Raw genomic sequence first — 22,081 nt, 5'->3', positions numbered from 1 at the left:
AGGGTGTACTAATACCACCCGATGCGGTCATACCATCGCTAACGCCCAAAGTACCATTAATGGTCACTGGCGCATTAATTGTGAAACTACTCGCATTCCAGGTAACCGTCTGACCATTATAGGTAAAGGTTTTTGATTTCACTGTAATAGCATTGCCTACATTAATATCAAGATTATTGGGCGCTTTAATATAAATATCTTTCCTATCTAAATAGGCATAAGACCCTTGAGCATTCTCTAAAGTAATCTTGGTATTTTTAGAATCAAGCTGGATAATATTACCCACATCATCAGTGATAGTAAAATTACCATCACCCGTATTTAACTGCAAGGTATAACCAAAAGGCTCACCATTGGCTTTTGAAGTGGTTAAGGTTAAAGCTTTATTGTGGGTACTTAACTCCAACATATAAGAATTGTCAGGGCCCAGCTCAATGTCAGTATTGGGATCAGGGTATCCTGACCAAGCCCAAACCACTGTCTCTAAACGCCTTAGATGATCATCTCTACCAAGACTTACCCAATAGAATTTGTCATCATTAGCATAGCGATAAATCAATACCTGCTCACCTCGGCGAACATCCGGTGCCGTTCGCCTATTGGTTTCTTTGGAAAACCATTGGGCTTTGATAACAGTATCCATTTTTACTTTGGAGACATACTGCACTGAATCGGCATCGATACCAGAAGACTGGACATTAGTGGGATTTGGATTCAACTCACCATCGAAGTATGGTAAAATTTCAATAGGTGCTACATCTATGTGTTTAGAAGATAAAGCCTTATTAGTGGCAACAATGCCAATAGAAAAAAACTTAAGCTGGCTTTCCATGGTTGGAACCTCTTCTTATTGTAATGTCAAATTACTATAAAAGGATTAAATTTTGAGCGAACAAATGTTTAATTCGAGTATGGGGCGTACGATTGAACGCTGTCAGAAAACAGTAAGGCTACTTCGTGCGCTGAGTTTTATTACTGAACCTGTATTAAAGGATATTTTAGTACAAAAAAATAAATACAATCCTATACAGATTTATTCCTTCTATAGACATAGTGATATCCTTAGACGATGTTGCATCTATACCTTGAGTAAACTTGGTAGTTCTCCCAGAGTAGAGAAAATGGCAAGAATATTTTCAACAACCTCTAGCGTTGAATTGCAACCTTATGAAAAGGAGGCGCTATACAATACTATTCGTAATTTTCAGTGTTATGATTCTGATTTTGAATTTAATCCACTAGGTGCGGTTGATTTTTTCAATATTATTCCTTTTAAACACAGACACACACTTAATGAACAAGCCGTTAGCATGAAGCTGTTAAAGATTATTGTACTTTGTGAAAAAGAAACCACGGCACATAAGTTAAACGTTAATCTATCCTGGACAATACCCGCTATTGAGCAAATTGTTTATAACAATCCTAAATGGTTACATTTAATTCCAGTAGGTAGTGGTTGTGCACCAGTACTGACACGCACCAAAAATGCTGAGTGCTTAATGTCCAAAGTATTTAACTATTAAAGGGGGTTACACCCCCTTCTTTTTTTGCTATTTTTTATTTTACCCGCTATTAAGATAGAGGGAATTAACTATGTTTATTACACGTTTGTATTTAAAAAATTACGCACGCTTTATCCTTACTGGCATAAAAGAAATAGATATTAAAACCACCAAGCAGTTACAGGTAATTTTGGGCAGTAATGGTTCGGGTAAGACTTCCATACTGGCAGCTCTGTTGCCATTACCAGCTAGCCCCACTGACTTCTCTCAAGGTGGTGTAAAGATACTAGAGCTTGAACATAAGGGTTCAGATTACGTTCTAACAAGTCATATCGAAAAGAAAGCCAGTCATTCTTTTGTTAAGGATGGTCTTGAGTTAAACCAAGGTGGCACCGCTACAGTGCAGCGTGAATTAGCAGAAATAGAATTGGGCTTTGATGCCCGTGTTGAGAAAATACTTAATGGTCAGTTGCCTTTTACCGAAATGGGACCTCAGTTACGACGCGAATGGTTAACCCGTATCAGTGGTATGAATCTTGATTACGCAACTGATCTGTATCAAAAAATAAAAACTCAACACAGAGATAACATAGGTGCCCTTAAGCACAGCAAACGTCGACTTGGCATTGAAACTGAAAGGTTAAAAGATTCAGAGACTATAAAAGGTCTTAATATTAAAGCAAAAGAGTTGATTACTAATTTAGAGGCTATAGGGCAGCTTCGTGAAAGAACACCACAATACAGTTTACTTAAACCTCAGTGGGATGAAAAAGTTCATCGCTTAAAATCCCTATCCAAAGATATACTCGGTATTGGGCAGAGAAAACCGCCAGTGAACTCCATCTCATCGATGGATGATGTTCGCAAACAACTTACCGATATTAATGGGCAATTGGAGCACTCTAAAAGTCGATTAAATGACCACCTTAAGGAGTTAGAGCATTTACAGGGTTTATTTGAAGAAACTGAGTCACTTAAGGATCAGAATGAAACTAAACTTAAATTACAACTGAGTGAATTAAAAGCACAGCAAGCTGAACTTAACGGCCATTCTGAGTTAGATGAATGCGCTGATGATTTAAGCGCACGGATTGGTTTAATGCTTGAAATAAAAGGAGATCTTTTAAATCAACTAGCACAATGCACCGGCAGCGCATTGAATGTACCAGAGCGAGAACAGTGGCAGGATATTCATTGCAGTTACGATAGTGTTTGTCAAAAGCTAAGACAACAACAAACTTGTTTTGAACACCTTAATGATCGTAGACAAAGAGTACTCGAGGCCAGAGAGGAGCAATGTCCTAGCTGCCAGTATGTATGGAAGCCCGGTGTTTCCGAGCAAGAACTTGAACATATTGAGTCTAAACTTGAAAATCTTAATCGGGTAATTAAAGACTTAACCGAGACTAAATCAACCTTAGATCAGCAGTTAGAGGCCATCCGTACCAGACGTGGTGAGCGAGAGCTGTTTTATAATTTACAACGTAATTATCCGGCGTTAAGAGTTGTTTGGGCGGATATTAATAAAACCGACTGGTTATCGACTAATCCAGATCAGATTGCCAATTTGTTTAATGATTGGGAAACTAAATTTCACGAACGTTTGGCCTATGATGAGCTCTCCATAAAAATAAATGAAACCTATATCACTCTAGAGAGATTGGCCAAACAAAAGGAAATTGAATCAGAAACACAACTACTAAAAGATCAAATCCAAAGACTGGAGAGTAAAATTAGTGTTGAGCGTTTAAGGACGGTGGAGCTTGAGAAGCAAAAGCAAAACTGGATTGACTATTATGAATACGTTAGTGACTTAATAGAAAAAATAGAGCAGTGCCAGTGTTTGTATAGAGAAGTCGAATCTGAAATTAAAGTACTAATGAATGCTAAGGTTCAGGATCACCTTACTGAAAAAATGAGTAACGCTCAGGTGCAATTAGCTGCTATACAAAACCAGCTTAATGAACAAGATACCATTGCTGGCATTCTTAATAGTCTTAATGATAGCTTAAAAGAATTAGAACTAGAAGCTCAGGCTTTAGCACTACTGGATAATGCTTTATCGCCAGTAGATGGTTTGATTTCAGATTATCTTAATTACTTTATTGAACATCTGATCCAACACATCAATGATATTATCGCGCAGGTCTGGGAATATGATATGGAAATACTGCCCTGCAAAAACGATAAAGGTGAGCTTGATTATAAGTTTCCGATTCAAATAAAAGGTGAGTCTAAACTAATACCTGATATTAAAATGGGGTCAAAAGCACAAACGGATATGATCAATTTTGCCTTTGTGTTGATGGTCATGAATTATCTGGATATGACTGATTATCCATTACTTCTGGATGAGTTAGGGAGAACCTTTGATGATAAACATCGCTCTAAACTCATTGATTTTAACAAGATGCTGCTGGAGACTAAACAATGCAGCCAACTCTTTTTAGTCAGCCACTTTATGGTTGAACATGGCGCTTTTGCCAACTCACAGGTGTGTGTATTGGATAAGACCAACATTGCTGTCCCTGAAAATTATAATGAACATGTGACAATAAGGTAATCCAGTGATTTACAATCTTAATATAACAAGAAACTTAATTAGCCGCTCTAATAAAGACTATTGGGTGAATTTTTACAATCGCCGTATTAGTCAAGGTAGTATAATACTACTAACCTACATCTTGCTTATTGCACCATTAAATTATTGGCTAGGGGGCTCATGGCCATTGGGTACTTTAGTGGTAGCCATAGGTAGTGGTTGTTTATGGTGGTGGTTAGGTGAAAAGAGCAAGCGTTTAGCTCAATATAATTTAGTTGTCACGAAAACAAGGTTGAACTTGCTTGACATTCGTAAAATTAAGATAGTGTTATTATCCTGTATCAGACTAGAAATAATTGAATTTCGCTATTACTACTACCCAACGAAATTATTTAGCTACGAGCTAAAAAGTGAGCTTGCTCGCTGTATGAGAAGGGAAGATGGTCTTTGGATTGACGAATACAGTGGTGAGTTAATTAACTCTGATTTAAGTGAGGTATTGGAGGAAGTTTATATGGAACACCTATCGGTAATGAAAGAGGATACGATATGGTGCCGATAAAAATAAAACCATTGATCATTAACCATCATACCTGTATGCATGGATTTGCTAGAGACGCTAAATGGTCTCTAATACTTACTCTAACCACTATTATTGGACTTGGCGGTTGGGAGTTTCTCACCTTTAGTACTTTCTATGGGGTGCCCTTAGGGGTGTTATTGCTTTATTTTGATCAAAGTACCAGACTTGCCAGGATTAGAGATACCACTGAGATTAAAGGCAATGGACTTTGGAGTAGTGGTTTTAATATTTGCGATATTTTGCAGATTACTGCTTTTGAGAAGGTGTCTGTTGATACACCTGTTTATACTGTTAGTGTAGTACGCAGAGTAATGCAGGTAAAGTGGTGTATGGTTTGGTTTGATACTAGAGAATCAAAATTTGTTGTTTATCTCTCTAAGGAAGGTAATTGGCGTTGTCAAACCACCCATGAGTACTTTAGGTATCCGATAAAAAATATTTTAAAAGAGCTCTATAAACGAGATAATAATAAACTCTCTGGGGAAGAGTATGACTATAAAAACTAAAATTAAATCAAACAGGGATTATCAGGTTAATCGCAATACCAACCGGATAAGTGGATTGTTAATTTTACTTACAGTTACTATATTTGGAGCATTAATTTATCACCCTCGTGAAGTTCCAGAGGCTATGCAATTTTTAATTATGATAATTACTTCAATCGCTTTTTGTGCTATTGTTTACTTATCAATGATTAATTATTACAGTCTGTATTTAACAGAGGTATTTAACATACCGGTTAACCGACGTGATATACGGGTTATTGAATTAGAGCAAATAAGTGCTGATACAAGTACCTATGAATTAATTTATTGGTATCGAGAAACTAATATATTTTACAGAAAACTCACCAGCGACTATGTGCATATTGAAAACTGTTATGGTAATTGGTACTGCGTCTGTACCGGTGAGGGTCTAAATTCAGAACTAAGCGCGTATATTGATCATCTCAAACCAAGCTAATTTTCTTGAAGTAGACATTATGAAAAAGACACACTATCAACTTATTCAAGATTATCTTAAACTGGTAAAACGATTATTCTGGTTTACCTTAATAGTATCACTAATAGTAGATAGTTGGTTTGGTTATCTCTGGTATAATCAGTTAGATTTACCCAAACCATTGACGATGGCGTTTTGCGCCAGCAATGTCTTGTTTCTGTTCTCATTATGGAATCTAGTGTCTACGTATAGGCACATTAAAGATTTTAACAAATACTGGAATAATAACAAAGGGTTCTAAAAAAAAAATAAGCTATGGATGGAGTAAATAATGAATACAAAAAGGTCGAGGGGGAATGAGCCAGACTGGTTTAAAGAAAAGAATGGCGCACCGCCCTTAACCAAACGTCATATCCGCTCGTTGACAAGGATTGACTGGTCAGCCGTGGATAGAAACCATTACAGTTACGAACGTGCTTTTAAAGCACTTAAAATACGTTTACCAGTGATTGGGGAGTATGGGTATAAAGGACTTTTAATGGGGAGAAAAAATAATCGCCTTTGGATAAAAGACGAGGAGGGTAAAGTTAACTTATTATTTAAAGGCTGGAGCTATGCGTTAGAGAAAAATTACTTTCTAATTATAGCTCCTGAGTTTAAACCTAATTACTTTATTGTCCGTACCGGACACGTTTATATTTAATAGGAAGCCATTATGCTTAAAGAACTTATTGTTAATGAGATCATACAACATATTAACGTATCAGAAAATGAAGCCGTAAAGACAAGGAATTTTATCACTTATGTTTTAGAAACAGTTGATGATAAAGAAGCTGCCGGTGAGTTAATCTCTGGCTGGCTAAAAGCGCGTTATGATATCAATCATGTTATCGGGATACCCGATTTTTATCTAACCATAGATGGTAAAAACATACCGATTGATATTAACAAACCCCTAGGTACTAAAATGTCCCGTAGTCAAGATACACCCGTTCCAAACACTAAAAAACAGCGCATAAATACTTTCAAACCTGTATAACTACTGTGTAAATTGATACTCCCATCAATTACAATACCTAAGTGAGAAAACTATGTTTAACAACCTGATACTTAACGCAATAATTTCACAGCTTGAGCCAGAGCTACAGATAGATGCACAGATTGTTACGTTTATGAAAAACGTAATGGCATCGACTAAACATCTTGAAGATAGTTTGGAGATAATAAGAATCTGGTTAAAATCAAACTATGCTGTTGATATGAAAGTGGAGATACCAGAGATCGCTATTTGGATTAATGGTGTGGAAGTGTCTTTGCTCAATCTACCGGATTTTATAAATGATCAACAGAAATATCAAACGGGAATGGGTATAGGGGTGCCATCCTATCAAGACCCCAATTACTTTAATCAATCTATTGAGGTCAGATCAGAAGGTTATTTTACCAAACAACATAATCGAATACTGTTTGTAGGTGACAGGACTAGTGATTTCTTGATTAGACTGACTAACAAACCTTGGCCTCAAAATGAAATTATACTCAGAGAGACTGGGTGTAATAGCGCAATTCTTACTAAATTCCTTAGTTATCTTAACACCGGAGAAAAAAATCAGGACAATTTGATTGAACAGTTTAAACTATTTCTGACTTATTCGGGTATCGAAGTATTAACTTCAGATAATGTAGTTAGTTCTGCCGATGAATGGTTTAAGTCAATAAAAGAGTTAGAATCTGAACAAGAATAAAAATAAGGGAGCCTGGGCTCCCTTATTTTTTTTTTTATGAAATTATATTTTTATCTTTTAAAAGTTGATTGTAAGCCAATACCGAATCAGTCAATACCCGTACCTTACTTTGCGACTCACGTAATTTTTCGTAATCAGTCACCACATCGCTCACGCCAGAAAGTCTGTGCGTTTCAGCAACATTGTGATCACTTTGAGTAACAGCACCTGTAGCTGGTGCCAAATGTACAGCTACCTCATGATTAACGTTCAAACGCTCCCGCACAATATTTGAAATATCAGCTTTAACCTGATCAAGACTGAACTGATCGGGTAAAGCACCTAGTGAGATAGAAAGTATCACGTGATTATAAGGCACTACACCTTCATTGGGGTAACTGTCTATATACGAGTCAGGTACGTAGATAGTTGGTTTACCACTAGCCTTTAGTACAACAATGTGCACCTCGGCATCACGATCACTAAGATAAATAGCTTCACTTAACCCATTGGCCAGATAAAAATCATTGAGTACATTGTGAGCTTGCTCTACTTCAGCCTCTTTGAAGCTGAGAATGGAATCACACTCATAAACGGCATTGCCATCAATAGTAAAAGGGGCTCTTAGTGTATAAATACCCAAAGCACCAATGGTTGGGGTTTTTCGATCAGACATTAGACACTACCTCAAGGTAACTTTCACGAGACATTACCAAGAAATAAATACCCTGATAAGAAGAAGCAACAAAGCGTTTACCATCACGATCTTTTACTACCATATCAAGGGGCAAATCATACTCGGGACCTAAATTCTCACTAGCGGCCATTATTCTATAGAGCAAAGTAATAAAACCCTGTGTTTTTGGGCTGATACGTGCAAAGTCAGTTGATGAGGTACTAACCAGCATGTAATCAGGAAAATGCTCTTCCAACTTGTAAATCAAATCTCGATTATTAGGGGAGCCGATGGTTAACATACCCAAAGAGCGATACAGAGTACCGGTAAAACTCAGGTTAGTAGTAATGTGAGCTTCTTCAAAATCGGGTAGTATGACTTTGGTTAAAGCAAGCTGACGCTCGTGTTGGGCAAAGGGTGAGTGTATACCAGGTAACAGGTTTTGACTGGGTACTGAAAATTGATCCCACAAAGGAATCAACATAAACTCAGTGGGTGAAAACAAATCTGGCAACACACTTTGCCATTGCACATCAGTACCAGTAGTGCGCCCATTGACATACTCAATAATCGCATCCTGGATTCGTTCTCGACGATCACCAGCAGGACCGTAGATAATGGTATACCAGTTAATATCTAATTGTAAAGTACCATCATTAGCATCTTGCCAGGTATAGCTTTGCGAACGCAATGCGGTATAAGGGTACATACCCGCCAAATCATTAGCACGGTCTATCTGTCGTGTAACATCATACTCAGCTAAATACCCTTGAACATTAGCATGAGATTCAAGCAAATCATCAACATTAGCGGTGGGTGGTACCACAAGGATTTCGTATACGTCATATTCAGCTTGAAAGCTAGCGTCTGAAAACCAGAGTGTAAATCGACTGCTGTCATTATTGGGATCAACCCACTCAATGGATTCAGGAAAATGGTTATCGGTAATAACCAACATATCACCGATCGCCCAATCCTGATAGTCGGGGAAGCGTTGAGCCAGTGTTGTTTTAAAATCTTCTGAGTTAGAGTTAACACCATTGTCGCGAATATAGCTATCGACCCAGGAAGCTAACTCCAATGAGGTATCTACTTCATCTTGTGTCAGATCTTCTTTTACATTGGCAGAAGTAACTGAAGAAAACACAGTAAGGGTCAGATCCTCGTCTGTGTTCTTAGAATAGACAGATTTCTCACGTGCAAACGTTCTTGAGCGAGCTGTCAACTGTCCTATCACAGAAGTCTGGTCATGATCTGCGACCGCGCGACTGTTTATACTAACAAACCCTTTGATAATGTGCATCAGTAGAAGCCTTCCAATTGTAGTAAATAAGAGGTGGGTCTTTTCAAGTTTTGATTATCTATAATAAAACACACCTGAGAGGTATAAAATGATTTACAGCTCTTTTAAGGTGATTTTTTCAGCGATTCCTTTTCTATTAGAGCTTTTAAAAGATCGTCGTCGTGAAAACCACCGCAAGCAGCGCTCTAAAACACCTGCGTTAATTGCAATTGTTATCGTTGTTAATGTCCTCATATTTTATCGGTATTTAACACACGTTGATACACTCACTCAAGAAATCCACGCTACCAACAAGTCGCTTGCCACTATTGAATCAAGACTTGAATCACGTACTGAAATTATCAAAGAACAAAAAGAACGTTATAGTCAATTAAAAGATGAGCTAAGTGCAGCCAGAATTGCGCTTAAGAAGATGAGAGCTAACAATAATACTTTGGCTGAGACTAATGAAGTTTTGATAAAAGAAAATGATCTTAAAGATCGACATGCGCTGGTCCAACAAAAAGAAATTGTCCAGCTTCGTGAGGAGATCAATGATCGCAACCATAGCATTGAGGTAATGCGTATGCGAGCTATTGATACTATTCAAATGGCTTATGACCGATTGAGGGGGAGAGAACAGTGAAAAAATTATTGGTCTTAATAACGTGTTTACTCTTAATAGGCTGTGTTACAGTCACTGCACCAGAACCAAAGGAGGAAAATCTTAATGACAGAAATCTTCTTGGGGCTAAAGATATGTTGCGGCCTTTACAGGTTCCCCCGGATCTAAGAGAATATCTAAGATCACACCCTAATGATCAACTGGAAACCATTTTACTTTTATATCAAAACGATCTTATGGCCTACAGCTTTTATCTTGATAAACAGCTAATTAATTTATCCAATAAAACAGGCTATGAGTTAGCTCTGGATAATGAGTGTGTGTTGCCTAAAGAGCCTCGTTTATTTGAATACCCGGTGTTTCCAAGACCACCTAGCCCACCCCCCTTAGATGGTAACTCTCAGGGAGAAGCCATTGAAGCGGCTTACCGTCGATACGTACTGGATTTGGTTGACCATGTTGATGATATAAAATCCATTGTCGATCGATCAGTCATTAAATATAACCGTGTACTGCAACAGCAATTTAATAACAGTCAATAATTACATGACGCAATATCATGTAATAACTACTGTGGAATAGAAAAATGAGCAATGATAATACAGCAGATGACATTGTCTGGGAACTGGAATGTTATACAGACGGTGGTTGTCTGCAAAAGGAGGGCTTTGCTGGTTGGGGGGCTTTTGGCGAGCTAACACCTCTGGGCAACGATAATCCGGCTGCTAAAGACTGCTTGAAAATCGACGCCTACGGAACTATAGAGGGGCACGCTACCAACAACGTCGCAGAGTTAATGGGCTTTATCCGAATACTGGAAAAGCTTGAGGAATATCCGTGTCAAAAAGCTCATTTTATCCTGGACTCTGAATATGTCAAAAAGGGTGCCGAGGAATATCTTGATGGCTGGTCTAAAAATGGTTGGTGTCGTGCCGATGGTGCGCCTTTGAAAAATGTTGAGCTATGGCAACGTCTACATAAAACCTTACTTGCCTCTAAAGAGCGCGGGCTTGAAATTAGCTACAGTTGGGTAAAAGGCCACAGTGGTAATAAAGGCAATGAGTACGCGGATGGTAATGCCTCTAAAGCGGTTAACGCTGCTTTTAATGGGGCAAAAGTTGAGCATATCCACATTACTAAAGCTAGTAAGTTCCGTGCTGCTCCTAAGGTAAATTTCAATCGCCTGTTAGACCAAAAACATTTCTATTTTAAAGCTGACACACAACCTATCAGTAAAGATGGTCGATTTATCTATTACTGTGGCAACCACGGTAAGGATGATCATTTGTTTGGTAAACGACAATCGGATAGTTCTATGTCAATCCTTTATTTAAAGGAGAAAGAACCGGTTCTTGAGCGTGTCAGAGAGCATCAAAATACCCTTAATGGTCAAGACCATCATAGCCCTTTTATTGGGCGACTATCAACTATTATGGTAAAAAGGCAGTATAAGGAAATACTGGATGAAGGTTGTATTTACTTCCGACATAAAACCAATGACCGCAATATGTTGGATTTTGAAAAAAAGCCCATCACCGTTGAGCTAAACCCACCTCGTTTAGGGTTAGAAGGCATTAAACAGCTTTCTTCTCTGGAGTTACAACTCAGGGGGTATCTCGACGAAGAACCTGTTAAGTATCAAAAGAAGATAGACATTACCGATAAACTGTTTCAATTGGATGGCGATAAAGCGATATTAAAAGAAACTATTTCAAATATCGATAAAGCTATTTCAATCGCTGTGACAGTTGAAAATCAAGATGAGCAAAGTATCACACTAACGTTCGGTATTGACTTACCTTTACTAAATACTTTATCGGCTATTGCCAAGCATAAACCTAAAGTGTGTTTGATTACTTGGCCAGAATCGGACAAGGCTTTTTACTACGGCGTCGTGATTGAGTCTGGTGATGATATCGGATTATGGGCAGCGCCCTATTCCAACCTTCATTTAACACAAAAAAGGGAAAAGAAATGACTCCTAGCTTAACTAACACACCAAACAAAAGTCTTGTACAACAGTGGGTAATAAGAATGCTCAGTCAGCTGCTAACAGCACGTATGAAACGAGTATTCTTCTCAGTAACTTTGTTTCGCCATTTAAGTAATGTCATGGGTATTGATAATGCTAATCGATCGCGGCTTCACCAATCTTTATTGAAAAATGTTGACAGACGAGCTTTAGCTTTCCCTGAACATTTTGCCAATAATCTATGGTGTCATTTAAGTAAAGAGTGTGCTGAGGATCTGGTTAATAATAACAACACACTGGTCAGCGATAATATTCTAGATGTCACACCCCAGTGGTTGCTTTATGGAAGACGCGGCGATATGATACGTGACATCAATGTAGTGGTTAACACCCTTAAGCAATGTGCTTAATAAAAGGAGGGTCTTAAGACCCTCCTTTTATTCGTTAACCTCTTCTGCACGGGTGGGATAAGCTTCTTGATTAAGAATAATAATAAGCCTGTCTTCAGTATCGATAGTGGCGGTTAATAGAGTCTGTATCTGGTTAGATAGTATTGCCACATATTCAAGCTCAAGTCCAGTTTCATACAAGATTTCACTAATATCTTTTAAAACATTTTTATTAACCTGATACAATCCTGGTTCTTCATTAACTCGTTTGATCAGCAAATCAATAGTGTCAGCGACGTTATTTGTGGCCTTTAACAAGTCTTTAACCGATATCTTAGCTTGATTGGCAACCAGCTCACCTAATAGCTGTTTATATTCTCGCCAATCGGCCTGACGCTCAATGGCTTGTTGATACAAATATTTATCGTGAGCGGCGTGTTTTGAATTAAACTGTTTTTTTAATTCAGCCTGAATTTTATCCAGATCAGTATGTTTAAACTTGGTTTGACTAAGCCCTTTTAAATTATCTGGTTCGCTAAGAAGCTTTGATAACCAGATATTAATGGGCTTTATTAAACGTTTTTCTACATCTAAAATTATCTTTTGATGTTCAAGAAGTAGTTCGGCATGTTCTATATAACTAACAATTAAACCAGGTGGTCGGTAAACTGTTACATTCATCAGATTAGTATAAGGAGTCACGTTCATTTCTTTAATAAAAGATTTAGAAATAAAAGACTTTTTAAACAAGGGATTTTTATTGCCAGCAAACAACCCACTAAACTTGCTGGTTACATGGGATTTAAAAGCGCCTACCATACCTGATAACTTATTAAAAGGTATGCTAAGGTCACTGACCGTCATCGCTTCAAGGGAGATGGTCTCTTTTAAGAGATAGAATGACTTATCCATTGGGGCTCCTTTAACCGGATTAAGGATAAAATATGGCTAACATTAACGCTAAATTTTCTAAAAATCAAATCCACGTACGATACAATGTTGGTTGTTTATTCGATATTCCAACAGGTACATACTATTCTGGTAAAGACGGTGAGTCTATACTATCAGGGGGTTACCCTTACCTGTTAGGTATTTGTGGTAAAGGCAACACCTATAAATCTACAGTAACTCATTATATGAATTTGGCGGTTGCCGATCGTTATATGTCCTCTGGCAATATTATTTACGATACTGAATTTACCGTTGATCAACCGAGACTGACACGTCTGGCACAGGCTTTTGAAAATCTTAAAGATAAAGATTTATTCGCTGAAGAAGCACCAGTGTTGGGTTTTCTCGATGGGTTAACCAGTGGTAATGAGTTCTTTGAAATGATAAAAGAGCATGGTAAGGAAATGAAAAACGGGGGTAAGAAGGTGCATTTAACAACACCTTTTGTTGACCCTAAATCGGGACAGTCGATTACCAAAATAAAACCTACCTTTGTTGAGATAGACTCTTTTTCACAGTTCCCACTTGATACAGTAGAAGAGATGTATAGTGACAATGAGATTGGTGATTCTAAATTAAATATGGAAGCCATGCAGGTAGCCAGACTTAAATCGCAGATGATTACGCAATTACCCCTGCTTACTGCTGGTTGTGGAATTCATGTTACTATGACAGCCCATGTAGGTAAAAAACATCAACTTGACCCACGTAAACCACCGGCTAAAGAGTTGGCAGCTATGCCCGCTGATTTAAAACTTAAACGAGTACCTGAAAATTTCACCACCCTTGTCAATGGTGTCTTTTACTGTTCAGGCACTACCACATTACAAAGCAGTAAGAAAACAACACAGTATCCTGTTAGACCCGGCATGGAAAAGGAGAATGACCAGGATCTACAAATTATTTCTGTTACCCCATGGCGTATGAAAGGTGGTGCTTCTGCTGTTACCTTTAAAGTCATTTGTTCTCAGGAAAATGGTTTATTGCCCCATTTAAGTCAATACCACCATTTAAAGGAAAACAAAATTATCCGTGGCGAAAAGCATACCACGGGTTTTGGTTTAAACGGTAACGATCAAACTCATGAGTTGATACTATGCCCTGGCATTAAAATAGGTCGCACTAATATCCGCAAACACATAGATGAAAATCCTAAAATACGCAGGGCATTAGAGATTACTTCAGAAATGAGTCAAATCTTTATGTACTGGGATAAAATTGACCCAGAACTTCGCTGCACTCCTGAACAGCTTTATAAAGATATTCAGGAAAAGGGTTATGATTGGGATGTCTTACTTAATACCCGTGGTTATTGGTTATTTAAAGAACAGAAACACCCACAGCACTTTTTGTCCACAATGGACCTTTTAAATATGCGTTTGGATCGTTATAAACCCAAGTGGTGTAAACCTACGTCTAAAAAGAAATAGAAGGCGGGTCTACCCACCCAATATGAGGATGGCGTTATGTCAAGAACTAATTTAAAACGACAGGTACTCGATATTCTTGCAGAGGTTTCACCTAAAACCGCATCCAAGGCTAAACGGCAAATTCCTGAGTGCAGAGGTGGTTTGAAAGAACAACTACACGCCATGAATAAATACTGGCGACTACAATTAGGTCTTTGCCCAGAACCCACTATTGCAGTCAGGGAATACCTCAGTGACAATCTGGTTGTCACTGAGTGGCTTGAGTATTTTAAACACTTGATCGTACCCTACATAGTCCGCAATGATTTACCCAAATATTAAGGTAACACTTATGCGATTAATTGTCGCAGGCTCACGTAGCTTTAATGATTATCAATATTTATATCACACCTTAGATAAATTATTGTGCGATGTTATTAAACGAGATGTTAAAATAACTATTATTCATGGCGATGCTCGTGGTCCCGACAGAATGGGTGGCAAGTATGCCAAGGATAAGGGTTATGAAGTGGAGGTGTTTCCAGCTAACTGGGATGAATATGGCAAAGCCGCTGGCTATCGTCGTAACAAGCAAATGGCCACTAACGCCGATGCACTCTGTGCCTTTTGGGATGGTCAATCCAAAGGCACAGCCCACATGATTGACCTGGCTTTGGATAACTATTTAAATGTAAGGGTGATTCGTTTTAAGGGAGGTGAGCATGGCCAATAGACAGAAAGTAGTTGATACCTTATTCTGGTATTTAGATCAGCTAGATCCATCGGGGGAAAATAAAGCGATTTATAAAAAACGCTTGGATAAAATGTCCGATAAAGCTTTTGGAGCATGGCTGGAACAGCTTGCCAGTGAAGAAACTACATTAGCGTTATTTGTGCCTAATCAATCTAAACACCAGCTAAGTGTTGAGAAAAATATTAAGTTGGCTGAAAAACTAGGGCATAACTTCTTTGAACGTCTAAAGTTAACTGATCCTGCAACCGGGGAGGTTTATTTAACGCCACTGCCGTATATGGTGTGTGATTTGACATTAAGGCGACAAGCGCAATTGGTTACTAAAAAAATAACTGTAGCTGAGGATAATAACCATCGTGATGAGTTAACTAATCAGGCAACCGGACCATCGAAAGGGGCTTCATTGTCATTTCCGGAATTGCAAGTGTTAGCAGCCTGTGGTTTGGATAAAACCATTGAAGAGTTTATTAAAATACGCGGCGGTGATGAAGCGGCTTATAATGTCTTCACCAAAGATGTCATTCAAAGTGGTACAGGGAGTCTTGATCGAGCCGCAACAACTAACACCCGAGCAAAATCAACTGAAGTAGCAGCAGCGCTTCTTAAAGCCATGCATTTGGATAATACACTATGATTTCAAGTGAATATGAAGGCTTTCTTTCAAGAATTAATGAGATGACTGCTTATTGGGTTCGTATATCGGGTTGGGACCCGCATGATAAAACATCAAGCAGTGCTCTTATTAATCTGGCCGGGTTGTTAGGTTCTGATCAATTTCGCTTCTGCTTTGTCAGCTGGGGGGGTAATCCAGATAAATTATGGGATTCCGTTCGACAACAAGGTATGGAAGAAACAGCTTTATTGCTCGATTATACAGGCTATCTATTTGGCATGATATGCTGCAATTCAGATGAGTCGGATTATCTTGTTGATCAAGTGGTACGTTATATTGAAGTTCATCGCTCCCAAGGGCTATCAGCAATCAATGGGGATATTCTTGAGCGTATTTATTCTACGGATAAAGAGCAAACAAAATATATCATTGAAAACAACCGGTGGATAGTAGCTCTTTTCCATTTAAGTAATTATGTAAAAAATCAAGTAATATTAAATGTATTGGAGAATTAATAATGGCACGTCAAGGTTTATTAGTTAACCTCGATGCTCTATTGGATACTCAGTTGGGTGCAGTTAGTTTACTGCACCCACAAGCGCCCGATATATTAATAGAAAAAGGTTATCATAATCGCACCACCAATGAACTTTGGACATTAACCGAGTACTTTAGTGAAAAGGATTTTAAGAAGTTATGGGAAAATCGTGACCAGCGCGTTTTAGCAAAATCAGCTATGACTAACCTTATTTTCTTTATTCAACGCTGCATTGTTCAAGTGGTTAAAGGCGCTAAAGAAACGCATAGTGACCCGGTTATTTATGTTGATATTAATACTCATCCATACCAATTAGCCGATGATGAAAAAGAGGCGATAATGAGTATACTTGGTTGTTATTTGGGTACTATGGTAAAAATGAAATGTGTTGATATTCCTGCGAGTGTGTTAACTCCAGGTTATATCAAAAACAATTGGGAAGGGATTTTCTATACTGATTTTGAGGGATGGTTTGCACAGCACCATAAAGAATTGGTGACTCAACCCATACCTAGAGTAGAATTTTTTGCTCCAGAAATTGCTTGTGGTGATTTGGCGGTTATTGAAAACCTTGAAAAAGAGACTGAAGGGGAGCTGCCGTCCCCCTTTAGAGCTTTGGAATTTTTATTGGTTGAATATCTGGCTCTGCATTTTATTCCAATTCGAGAATTTTCGTTAGTGACTATTGCTCATCCTGGTGTGTCTCCATAAACGCTTCGTAATCCATAGTTGAAATACCCTCTTCCATCTCGCCATCCACTACATCCAACTGAGGCAACTGAGCTGCTGCCAAGTCCACCTGATCATTGATTACTTTGCCATCAATAGCTTCGGAGGTTTGAAATGGATTAGAGTTACCACTTTTACCATAAAGCTTATTCATAGCTTTGGCTATCTCACGATCTTTTTCAATACCCTTTTCTTCAGTCTTAATACGTTTAACGCCCAAGGCCGTTGTATCTATACTCTCCAAAGCTGCCAATAAACGATACTGGTCTTTAGAGTTTTCAGGCATACCGCCTTCCATCATTTTCTCAACAAGATTCAAACGGATATTCTGGGTGTGTTTAATAAGTTTATCTGGATCAGTTTTTTCAGTAGTAGCTTCTGCTTCGACAATTAATTCATCCATTATTTAAACCTCTGTTCTAAAACGATTGAAATACATATTATTTCAGTGGATTAACGCATACTTAACGGACTGAAATAATACGAGGCGATAACTATGTTAAAAACCCTCAAACGACGATGGGTCCAAAGAAAGTTTACACGTCAGCTACAACAGTTTGAGACATTAATGTCAAAAAATAAACATACACCTAATTTGTTTGATGTTATATCAAAACAAGTAGGTTCCGAGGATTTATCGCGATTTACACCGGTAGATACGGATCGGTTAACCCTGAAGTTGTGGTACACCAATTTTCAAGAATTAAACAGCACCCTCGAAACAGCTATCATAAGAATCGAAAATGTTGAACATTTAAAAAACGATTTGGATTTTCAGCTAAATACACCCAAAAATATTGCTGTTAATGATTGGTTAATTGATAAAGATAATGTCTACATCTCCTTGGATGAAGCATGGAAAATTTTACAAGGTAATTATTACACGCTGGCCAGCACACTCTATGAATGTGAGTCGATACGAGAAACTATGTATCCCTATTACAATCGTAGACTTTTACGGGTTTATCACGATACGTTTAGCTGGTTCAAACTTCTGAACACATTGGTAACTGATGATGGGTAGCAAGAAGAAAAAACATGATTCCAAGATTCTGGCGCTTTTGAAGCGCTCAGATAAAGGCATCAATACAGCAAAGAATACTTTTACTGAATTATTTAGGGTAATGCTTAGAGACCTTAAGATTGGACCCATTACTTGGTCTAAAAATATGAAGTCATTTCTGGATGATCCCAGAAACAGCATTCCTAAGGGTAAAATACGGTCTTGGACAAAAGGTAATCTTGGCCGTCAAATGGCACATGACCGTTTTACAATAAAAGTATTTCAAAAGGCTCTGTTCTTTTTAAAAGTTGAAAAAGTTCAATTTAATCTTTATCTCAAACGCTGTGGTGATACCACTCAACACAGTAGTATCCTAACTCTTAATGATATTCGTCATGAGATCACCAGTGATATTATCAGAGGTTCTTTAAAGGCTATGGGTAATGAAGATCCTGAAGAACTGATGAGTTATGATGATAATGATATCATTGGACTACCCAAGGTAGAGGGTCCTAATTACTTTAAAAGTGACTTTACAGGATTTGACGGTAATAAACCCGTTACAATCGACGATCTGCTGGAGGAGAATGATAAAGGTTTACAACACGCTAATGATATTCCCACACGACTGTGGCGACAGGCAATCTTTGACTTAAAGATTAATAATCATCGCTTTAATCAGCTATTAGATGATTATCTAATGGACCCGGTTAATCGTGTTTCATTATCGGGCAAAGATAAAACTGAATCACAAGCGCTCTCTAGCGATCGAAATAATTTGACTAAAGCCCTTTCTAAAGAAACCATGACTCAACTGACTTTTAAACGCGCTTTGCGTTTTTTGAAAGTGGATGAGGCTTTTCTTGAAGCCGTACTTTGGCACAGGGGTAGGCGCACTACTCATACTGTTGAGATTAAGTTGGATTGAATTTTTAAAATAGTACCTGAGGGTACTATTTTTTTTTTTGCCTTCATTTTGTAGTAGCTAGACTGGAGCATAGTAAAATGGCTGGACGAATAGCAGAACCTTTATTTAAAACCGGCGCTGAAGATAAATTAACGGTTGAAGATGTTTATCAAATCGAGAGTGGTCCTCAAACGCCAACCACTAACAATTCTATCAACCAAGACATTATCAATACGGCGACGCCACCCCAGGTGTTTGATGGTGGTGTCTTAAAGTCAAATATTACACCACCAGTAATGTCCAATCAAACGCTTACAGAGCGTGCTGAGGATACGTTGGGTAGTGAGCAGGGTGTACTGGATAGTTTGGGAGAAATTGCCACAGATGTGCTCCTAGGTACAGTAACGACTACGGAAGCAAAGCAGACTGACTATTTCTACAATACCGATGGGGTTAGACATAAAAAAGCCCCAGAGACAACCCTGGATCAAATTAAAACTATTAGCTTACTAACTGAAGGATTATTTGGATCTACAACAACCAGTGGAGTACGCGATAGTGCTATGGAGTTTGGCCTAACCCAAACGCTGGTTAATGAAATGACCAGTGCTGGAACTCCAAGTCTACTTACTGATCTGACCAATAAAGTTGCCGATAAAGGCGGTGATGCTGTAGGTCATTTAACCGAGAGTGCACTTAGTGTAGTTGGTGACTTCACTAAAGTTGACTATAGTACAGTAGCGGCATTATTAGATATTTTGGATGGTTTTGATATACTCACTGTTAACCCGGATTCCATTCGACAAATACTATCTATCTATCGTTTACCCTTTGATTTTATTCCAGCAAATACAGCTACTGAGCTGAGTCTGTTAAAATCGCAGTTAGCTCAGATTGACCCACAATGGTTTAGAAAAAGCAGGGATGGGGTGCAGGTTTATAATCTTGAACCGTTTCAATACGCCTCTACAGATGCTGAGTTTTTACTGATGCAAGACGAGATTCTCTCCCTACCCATGCGTATCTGTAAAACCTATCCACGTGTGCCCCTTAACCGGCGATTAAGGGCTGATCGTCGCAGGGCCGCAATAAAAGGCAGGGACTAGTCCCTGCCAATAAATTAGTTATCAATCTCTACTCCATTCAGTGGATACCAATCAGCTTTTATAATTGTATCAAAATCCCAAGGACAGGTTTTGGGGAAACTGTCGTTAATTAGCTTTTGACTTTTATGAAGGTGATCGTTCATCTCATCAATAGCCCCCCGTTTAGCATCAGCATAAATTTCAGCTATAGCTTCATCTCGATATTGATAAACGGTTGGATATTTTTTTAACAACCGTTTAATTTCGTCTCTTGTATTTCTGACAGTTTTTCTCCATCCCTTAAGCACCCGCTCTGTTGCTACAGAATCCCTTAATACTGTAGTTTGATATTCCATTTTTAACAAGTGCTGAATTAATACTTTTAATTGGGACTCAAGTCGATCAATCTTATCAGACTTATTCAACTCCAGTTCCTCAATTAAATTCTCAATATCTAACTCATTAAAACGTTTATTAGCCAGCAAATTAACTTGTTCACTAAGCCACTTGTAAGGATCTGTGTGATATAAACTAGTCATCTAAACTCACTCCATTTAAAGGATACCATTCGGTTTCCATTATTTGCTCAAAACTCCAGGGACAGGTATCTGGGAAACTATTATCATCTAAAGGGGTATAAGCGTTGCGGGCGTGGATATTCATCCCATCAATGGCCTCCTCCTTAGCTTCCTGATAGGCTTTGACCATGGTTTCCTTAACATAATTTTTTAAACTATGGTTTTTTTCAAAAAGATCAACGATATCTATTCTTGTTCTTTTAATTGTTCCTAACCACTTCTTAACAAAATGATTATTACAAGCATCTTTTAATATTGTAGTTTGATAATCGCACTTGAGCAAGTGAGCGATTAGGGTCCTTAACCGTCTTTTTAATTCACGGATTTTGTCATCTATACTCAACTCCAACTCCTCAAGCAGATTATCAAGATCCAGTTTATCAAACTCTTTATTAGCTAATAAAGCTAACTGTTGGGTTAACCATTTATGGTGGTCTGTGTGGTATAAGTTATTCATTTAAATCAACTCCATTTAAGGGATACCATTTCTCAGTCATGATTTGCTCAAATGCCCATGGGCATTTTTCTTGGAAACTCTTAAAGGTTAATGTTTGCTGGCCGGGATTTAAAAATCTATTCATCTCAATAATAGCTTTATTTACAGCGTGTGGGTATGCCTCTTTTAGAGCGCCATGTGTGTGGGGTTTTAAGTGTGGATTTTTAGCGATATGTCGATTAATGTCGTATCTTGCATTATCAATACTGTTTAACCACTTTTTAATAAAATGGTTATTGCAAGCATCCTTTAAAACCGTCGTTTGATAGTTACACTTAAGTAAATGAATAAGTAACCTGATTAAATGATTCTCAAGCTCATTTTTAGGATTACCCACCTGATACTCCAGTGCTTCCAAAAGATTTCCAAGATCCAATTCATCAAACTTTCTATGTGCTAATAAATCTCTTTGCTCACTCAACCACTGGGTAAAATCTCTCTCGTATAGACTTTGCATAGTTTCTCCAGTTAAATTTAAAGTTTACAGACAAATAATAGAAGCATCAACATAAAAAAATACATTAGCATAAAGGCAGGGCTATGGCCCTGCCTTTATTAAGTTCCAGTAAGATTCAGTAAACACCATTCAACATTGTCCGTTATTACTCCGGGCAATAATCCACCCCTATTGCCGCGTATAGCCGCTTTAGAGTCAAGATACGCTAAACACTCAGCGACACTTTCCTCACCATAAAGAATATTAACCGATACTGTATCGCCATCAAACGCTATGTTCACTGACAAGCGCTAATTGTCAGCCGTTCTCTTATGAACTGCTGCA

Annotated in this window: 29 protein-coding genes; 21 read left to right on the top strand and 8 right to left on the bottom strand. The window is 38.2% G+C overall.

Annotated elements, in window-relative coordinates; genetic code table 11:
* A partial coding sequence (locus KDK19_RS20270; protein ID WP_257292777.1) for a hypothetical protein occupies window positions 1-832 on the bottom strand: 832 nt, incomplete at its 3' end.
* 52 nt (window positions 833-884) lie between these two features.
* Between KDK19_RS20270 and KDK19_RS20265 the strand changes: the two genes are divergently transcribed.
* From KDK19_RS20265 to KDK19_RS20230, 8 genes are all read left to right on the top strand, one after another.
* Complete coding sequence (locus KDK19_RS20265) at window positions 885-1,523, top strand: hypothetical protein (RefSeq protein WP_257292776.1); 639 nt, start codon at window positions 885-887, stop codon at window positions 1,521-1,523.
* Between the two features lie 70 nt (window positions 1,524-1,593).
* Window positions 1,594-4,065, top strand: coding sequence for a hypothetical protein (locus KDK19_RS20260; RefSeq protein ID WP_257292775.1), 2,472 nt, complete (start codon window positions 1,594-1,596; stop codon window positions 4,063-4,065).
* A 4-nt stretch (window positions 4,066-4,069) separates the two neighbouring features.
* The gene (locus KDK19_RS20255) at window positions 4,070-4,606 is read left to right on the top strand and encodes a hypothetical protein (protein WP_257292774.1); all 537 of its coding nucleotides are present in this window, start codon (window positions 4,070-4,072) and stop codon (window positions 4,604-4,606) included.
* On the top strand, window positions 4,594-5,133 hold the full coding sequence (locus tag KDK19_RS20250) for a hypothetical protein (protein ID WP_257292773.1): 540 nt from the start codon (window positions 4,594-4,596) through the stop codon (window positions 5,131-5,133). The genes KDK19_RS20255 and KDK19_RS20250 overlap by 13 nt, the downstream gene beginning before the upstream one ends.
* Complete coding sequence (locus KDK19_RS20245; RefSeq protein WP_257292772.1) at window positions 5,117-5,590, top strand: hypothetical protein; 474 nt, start codon at window positions 5,117-5,119, stop codon at window positions 5,588-5,590. The genes KDK19_RS20250 and KDK19_RS20245 overlap by 17 nt, the downstream gene beginning before the upstream one ends.
* 310 nt (window positions 5,591-5,900) lie before the next feature.
* Complete coding sequence (locus KDK19_RS20240; protein WP_257292771.1) at window positions 5,901-6,272, top strand: hypothetical protein; 372 nt, start codon at window positions 5,901-5,903, stop codon at window positions 6,270-6,272.
* Window positions 6,273-6,284: 12 nt separating this feature from the next.
* Window positions 6,285-6,608, top strand: a complete 324-nt coding sequence (locus KDK19_RS20235; RefSeq protein ID WP_257292770.1) for a hypothetical protein — start codon at window positions 6,285-6,287, stop codon at window positions 6,606-6,608.
* 52 nt (window positions 6,609-6,660) lie between these two features.
* The gene (locus KDK19_RS20230; protein ID WP_257292769.1) at window positions 6,661-7,314 is read left to right on the top strand and encodes a hypothetical protein; all 654 of its coding nucleotides are present in this window, start codon (window positions 6,661-6,663) and stop codon (window positions 7,312-7,314) included.
* Window positions 7,315-7,348: 34 nt separating this feature from the next.
* Here the strand turns inward: KDK19_RS20230 and KDK19_RS20225 are convergent, their stop codons facing one another.
* Both KDK19_RS20225 and KDK19_RS20220 read right to left on the bottom strand, forming a co-directional pair.
* Window positions 7,349-7,969: a hypothetical protein gene (locus KDK19_RS20225; RefSeq protein WP_257292768.1), complete on the bottom strand. Its 621-nt coding sequence runs from the start codon at window positions 7,967-7,969 to the stop codon at window positions 7,349-7,351.
* Window positions 7,962-9,272 carry a hypothetical protein gene (locus tag KDK19_RS20220; protein ID WP_257292767.1) on the bottom strand — a complete coding sequence of 437 codons (1,311 nt, stop codon included), beginning with the start codon at window positions 9,270-9,272 and terminating at the stop codon, window positions 7,962-7,964. Before KDK19_RS20220 ends, KDK19_RS20225 begins: the two co-directional genes overlap by 8 nt.
* A gap of 88 nt (window positions 9,273-9,360) precedes the next feature.
* Here KDK19_RS20220 and KDK19_RS20215 point away from each other — a divergent pair, with 88 nt between their 5' ends.
* Genes KDK19_RS20215 through KDK19_RS20200 form a run of 4 tightly spaced genes read left to right on the top strand, consistent with a single transcriptional unit; the run spans window position 9,361 to window position 12,258 of the window.
* Entirely contained in the window at window positions 9,361-9,897 is a 537-nt protein-coding gene (locus KDK19_RS20215; RefSeq protein ID WP_257292766.1) for a hypothetical protein, read from the top strand.
* Entirely contained in the window at window positions 9,894-10,418 is a 525-nt protein-coding gene (locus KDK19_RS20210; protein WP_257292765.1) for a hypothetical protein, read from the top strand. The genes KDK19_RS20215 and KDK19_RS20210 overlap by 4 nt, the downstream gene beginning before the upstream one ends.
* A gap of 44 nt (window positions 10,419-10,462) precedes the next feature.
* On the top strand, window positions 10,463-11,854 hold the full coding sequence (locus KDK19_RS20205) for a ribonuclease H (protein WP_257292764.1): 1,392 nt from the start codon (window positions 10,463-10,465) through the stop codon (window positions 11,852-11,854).
* Entirely contained in the window at window positions 11,851-12,258 is a 408-nt protein-coding gene (locus KDK19_RS20200; RefSeq protein ID WP_257292763.1) for a hypothetical protein, read from the top strand. The genes KDK19_RS20205 and KDK19_RS20200 overlap by 4 nt, the downstream gene beginning before the upstream one ends.
* Window positions 12,259-12,285: 27 nt before the next feature.
* On the opposite strand, the gene KDK19_RS20195 is transcribed toward KDK19_RS20200, so the two are convergent.
* Window positions 12,286-13,149, bottom strand: a complete 864-nt coding sequence (locus KDK19_RS20195) for a hypothetical protein (protein ID WP_257292762.1) — start codon at window positions 13,147-13,149, stop codon at window positions 12,286-12,288.
* A 32-nt stretch (window positions 13,150-13,181) separates the two neighbouring features.
* Here KDK19_RS20195 and KDK19_RS20190 point away from each other — a divergent pair, with 32 nt between their 5' ends.
* Genes KDK19_RS20190 through KDK19_RS20165 form a run of 6 tightly spaced genes read left to right on the top strand, consistent with a single transcriptional unit; the run spans window position 13,182 to window position 17,213 of the window.
* A complete protein-coding gene (locus tag KDK19_RS20190; protein WP_257292761.1) occupies window positions 13,182-14,618 on the top strand; it encodes a hypothetical protein in 1,437 nt (478 codons plus the stop codon).
* 36 nt (window positions 14,619-14,654) lie between these two features.
* The gene (locus KDK19_RS20185) at window positions 14,655-14,939 is read left to right on the top strand and encodes a hypothetical protein (RefSeq protein ID WP_257292760.1); all 285 of its coding nucleotides are present in this window, start codon (window positions 14,655-14,657) and stop codon (window positions 14,937-14,939) included.
* Between the two features lie 10 nt (window positions 14,940-14,949).
* Window positions 14,950-15,330 (top strand): DUF2493 domain-containing protein, encoded by a 381-nt coding sequence (locus KDK19_RS20180; protein WP_257292759.1) that lies wholly within the window; start codon window positions 14,950-14,952, stop codon window positions 15,328-15,330.
* A complete protein-coding gene (locus KDK19_RS20175) occupies window positions 15,320-15,985 on the top strand; it encodes a hypothetical protein (RefSeq protein ID WP_257292758.1) in 666 nt (221 codons plus the stop codon). The genes KDK19_RS20180 and KDK19_RS20175 overlap by 11 nt, the downstream gene beginning before the upstream one ends.
* Entirely contained in the window at window positions 15,982-16,479 is a 498-nt protein-coding gene (locus tag KDK19_RS20170; RefSeq protein ID WP_257292757.1) for a hypothetical protein, read from the top strand. Before KDK19_RS20175 ends, KDK19_RS20170 begins: the two co-directional genes overlap by 4 nt.
* Before the next feature lie 2 nt (window positions 16,480-16,481).
* Window positions 16,482-17,213 carry a hypothetical protein gene (locus KDK19_RS20165; RefSeq protein WP_257292756.1) on the top strand — a complete coding sequence of 244 codons (732 nt, stop codon included), beginning with the start codon at window positions 16,482-16,484 and terminating at the stop codon, window positions 17,211-17,213.
* Here the strand turns inward: KDK19_RS20165 and KDK19_RS20160 are convergent.
* Window positions 17,185-17,634 (bottom strand): hypothetical protein, encoded by a 450-nt coding sequence (locus KDK19_RS20160; RefSeq protein ID WP_257292755.1) that lies wholly within the window; start codon window positions 17,632-17,634, stop codon window positions 17,185-17,187. The genes KDK19_RS20165 and KDK19_RS20160 overlap by 29 nt on opposite strands.
* Before the next feature lie 93 nt (window positions 17,635-17,727).
* Between KDK19_RS20160 and KDK19_RS20155 the strand changes: the two genes are divergently transcribed.
* The 3 genes from KDK19_RS20155 (at window position 17,728) to KDK19_RS20145 (ending at window position 20,247) form a co-directional block, all read left to right on the top strand.
* Window positions 17,728-18,255 carry a hypothetical protein gene (locus KDK19_RS20155; RefSeq protein ID WP_257292754.1) on the top strand — a complete coding sequence of 176 codons (528 nt, stop codon included), beginning with the start codon at window positions 17,728-17,730 and terminating at the stop codon, window positions 18,253-18,255.
* Entirely contained in the window at window positions 18,245-19,162 is a 918-nt protein-coding gene (locus KDK19_RS20150; RefSeq protein WP_257292753.1) for a hypothetical protein, read from the top strand. The genes KDK19_RS20155 and KDK19_RS20150 overlap by 11 nt, the downstream gene beginning before the upstream one ends.
* A 77-nt stretch (window positions 19,163-19,239) precedes the next feature.
* Complete coding sequence (locus KDK19_RS20145) at window positions 19,240-20,247, top strand: hypothetical protein (RefSeq protein WP_257292752.1); 1,008 nt, start codon at window positions 19,240-19,242, stop codon at window positions 20,245-20,247.
* Window positions 20,248-20,261: 14 nt separating this feature from the next.
* Here the strand turns inward: KDK19_RS20145 and KDK19_RS20140 are convergent, their stop codons facing one another.
* The 3 genes from KDK19_RS20140 to KDK19_RS20130 are packed head-to-tail and all read right to left on the bottom strand — an operon-like array spanning window position 20,262 to window position 21,757.
* Window positions 20,262-20,765, bottom strand: coding sequence for a DUF29 domain-containing protein (locus tag KDK19_RS20140; protein ID WP_257292751.1), 504 nt, complete (start codon window positions 20,763-20,765; stop codon window positions 20,262-20,264).
* Complete coding sequence (locus KDK19_RS20135; protein WP_257292750.1) at window positions 20,758-21,261, bottom strand: DUF29 domain-containing protein; 504 nt, start codon at window positions 21,259-21,261, stop codon at window positions 20,758-20,760. The genes KDK19_RS20140 and KDK19_RS20135 overlap by 8 nt, the downstream gene beginning before the upstream one ends.
* Window positions 21,254-21,757, bottom strand: coding sequence for a DUF29 domain-containing protein (locus tag KDK19_RS20130; RefSeq protein WP_257292749.1), 504 nt, complete (start codon window positions 21,755-21,757; stop codon window positions 21,254-21,256). The genes KDK19_RS20135 and KDK19_RS20130 overlap by 8 nt, the downstream gene beginning before the upstream one ends.
* Between the last annotated feature and the right edge of the window lie 324 nt (window positions 21,758-22,081).

Source organism: Endozoicomonas sp. ONNA1 (assembly GCF_024606325.1).
GTDB lineage: Bacteria > Pseudomonadota > Gammaproteobacteria > Pseudomonadales > Endozoicomonadaceae > Endozoicomonas_A.
This window is presented reverse-complemented; position numbering and strand designations above follow the sequence as displayed.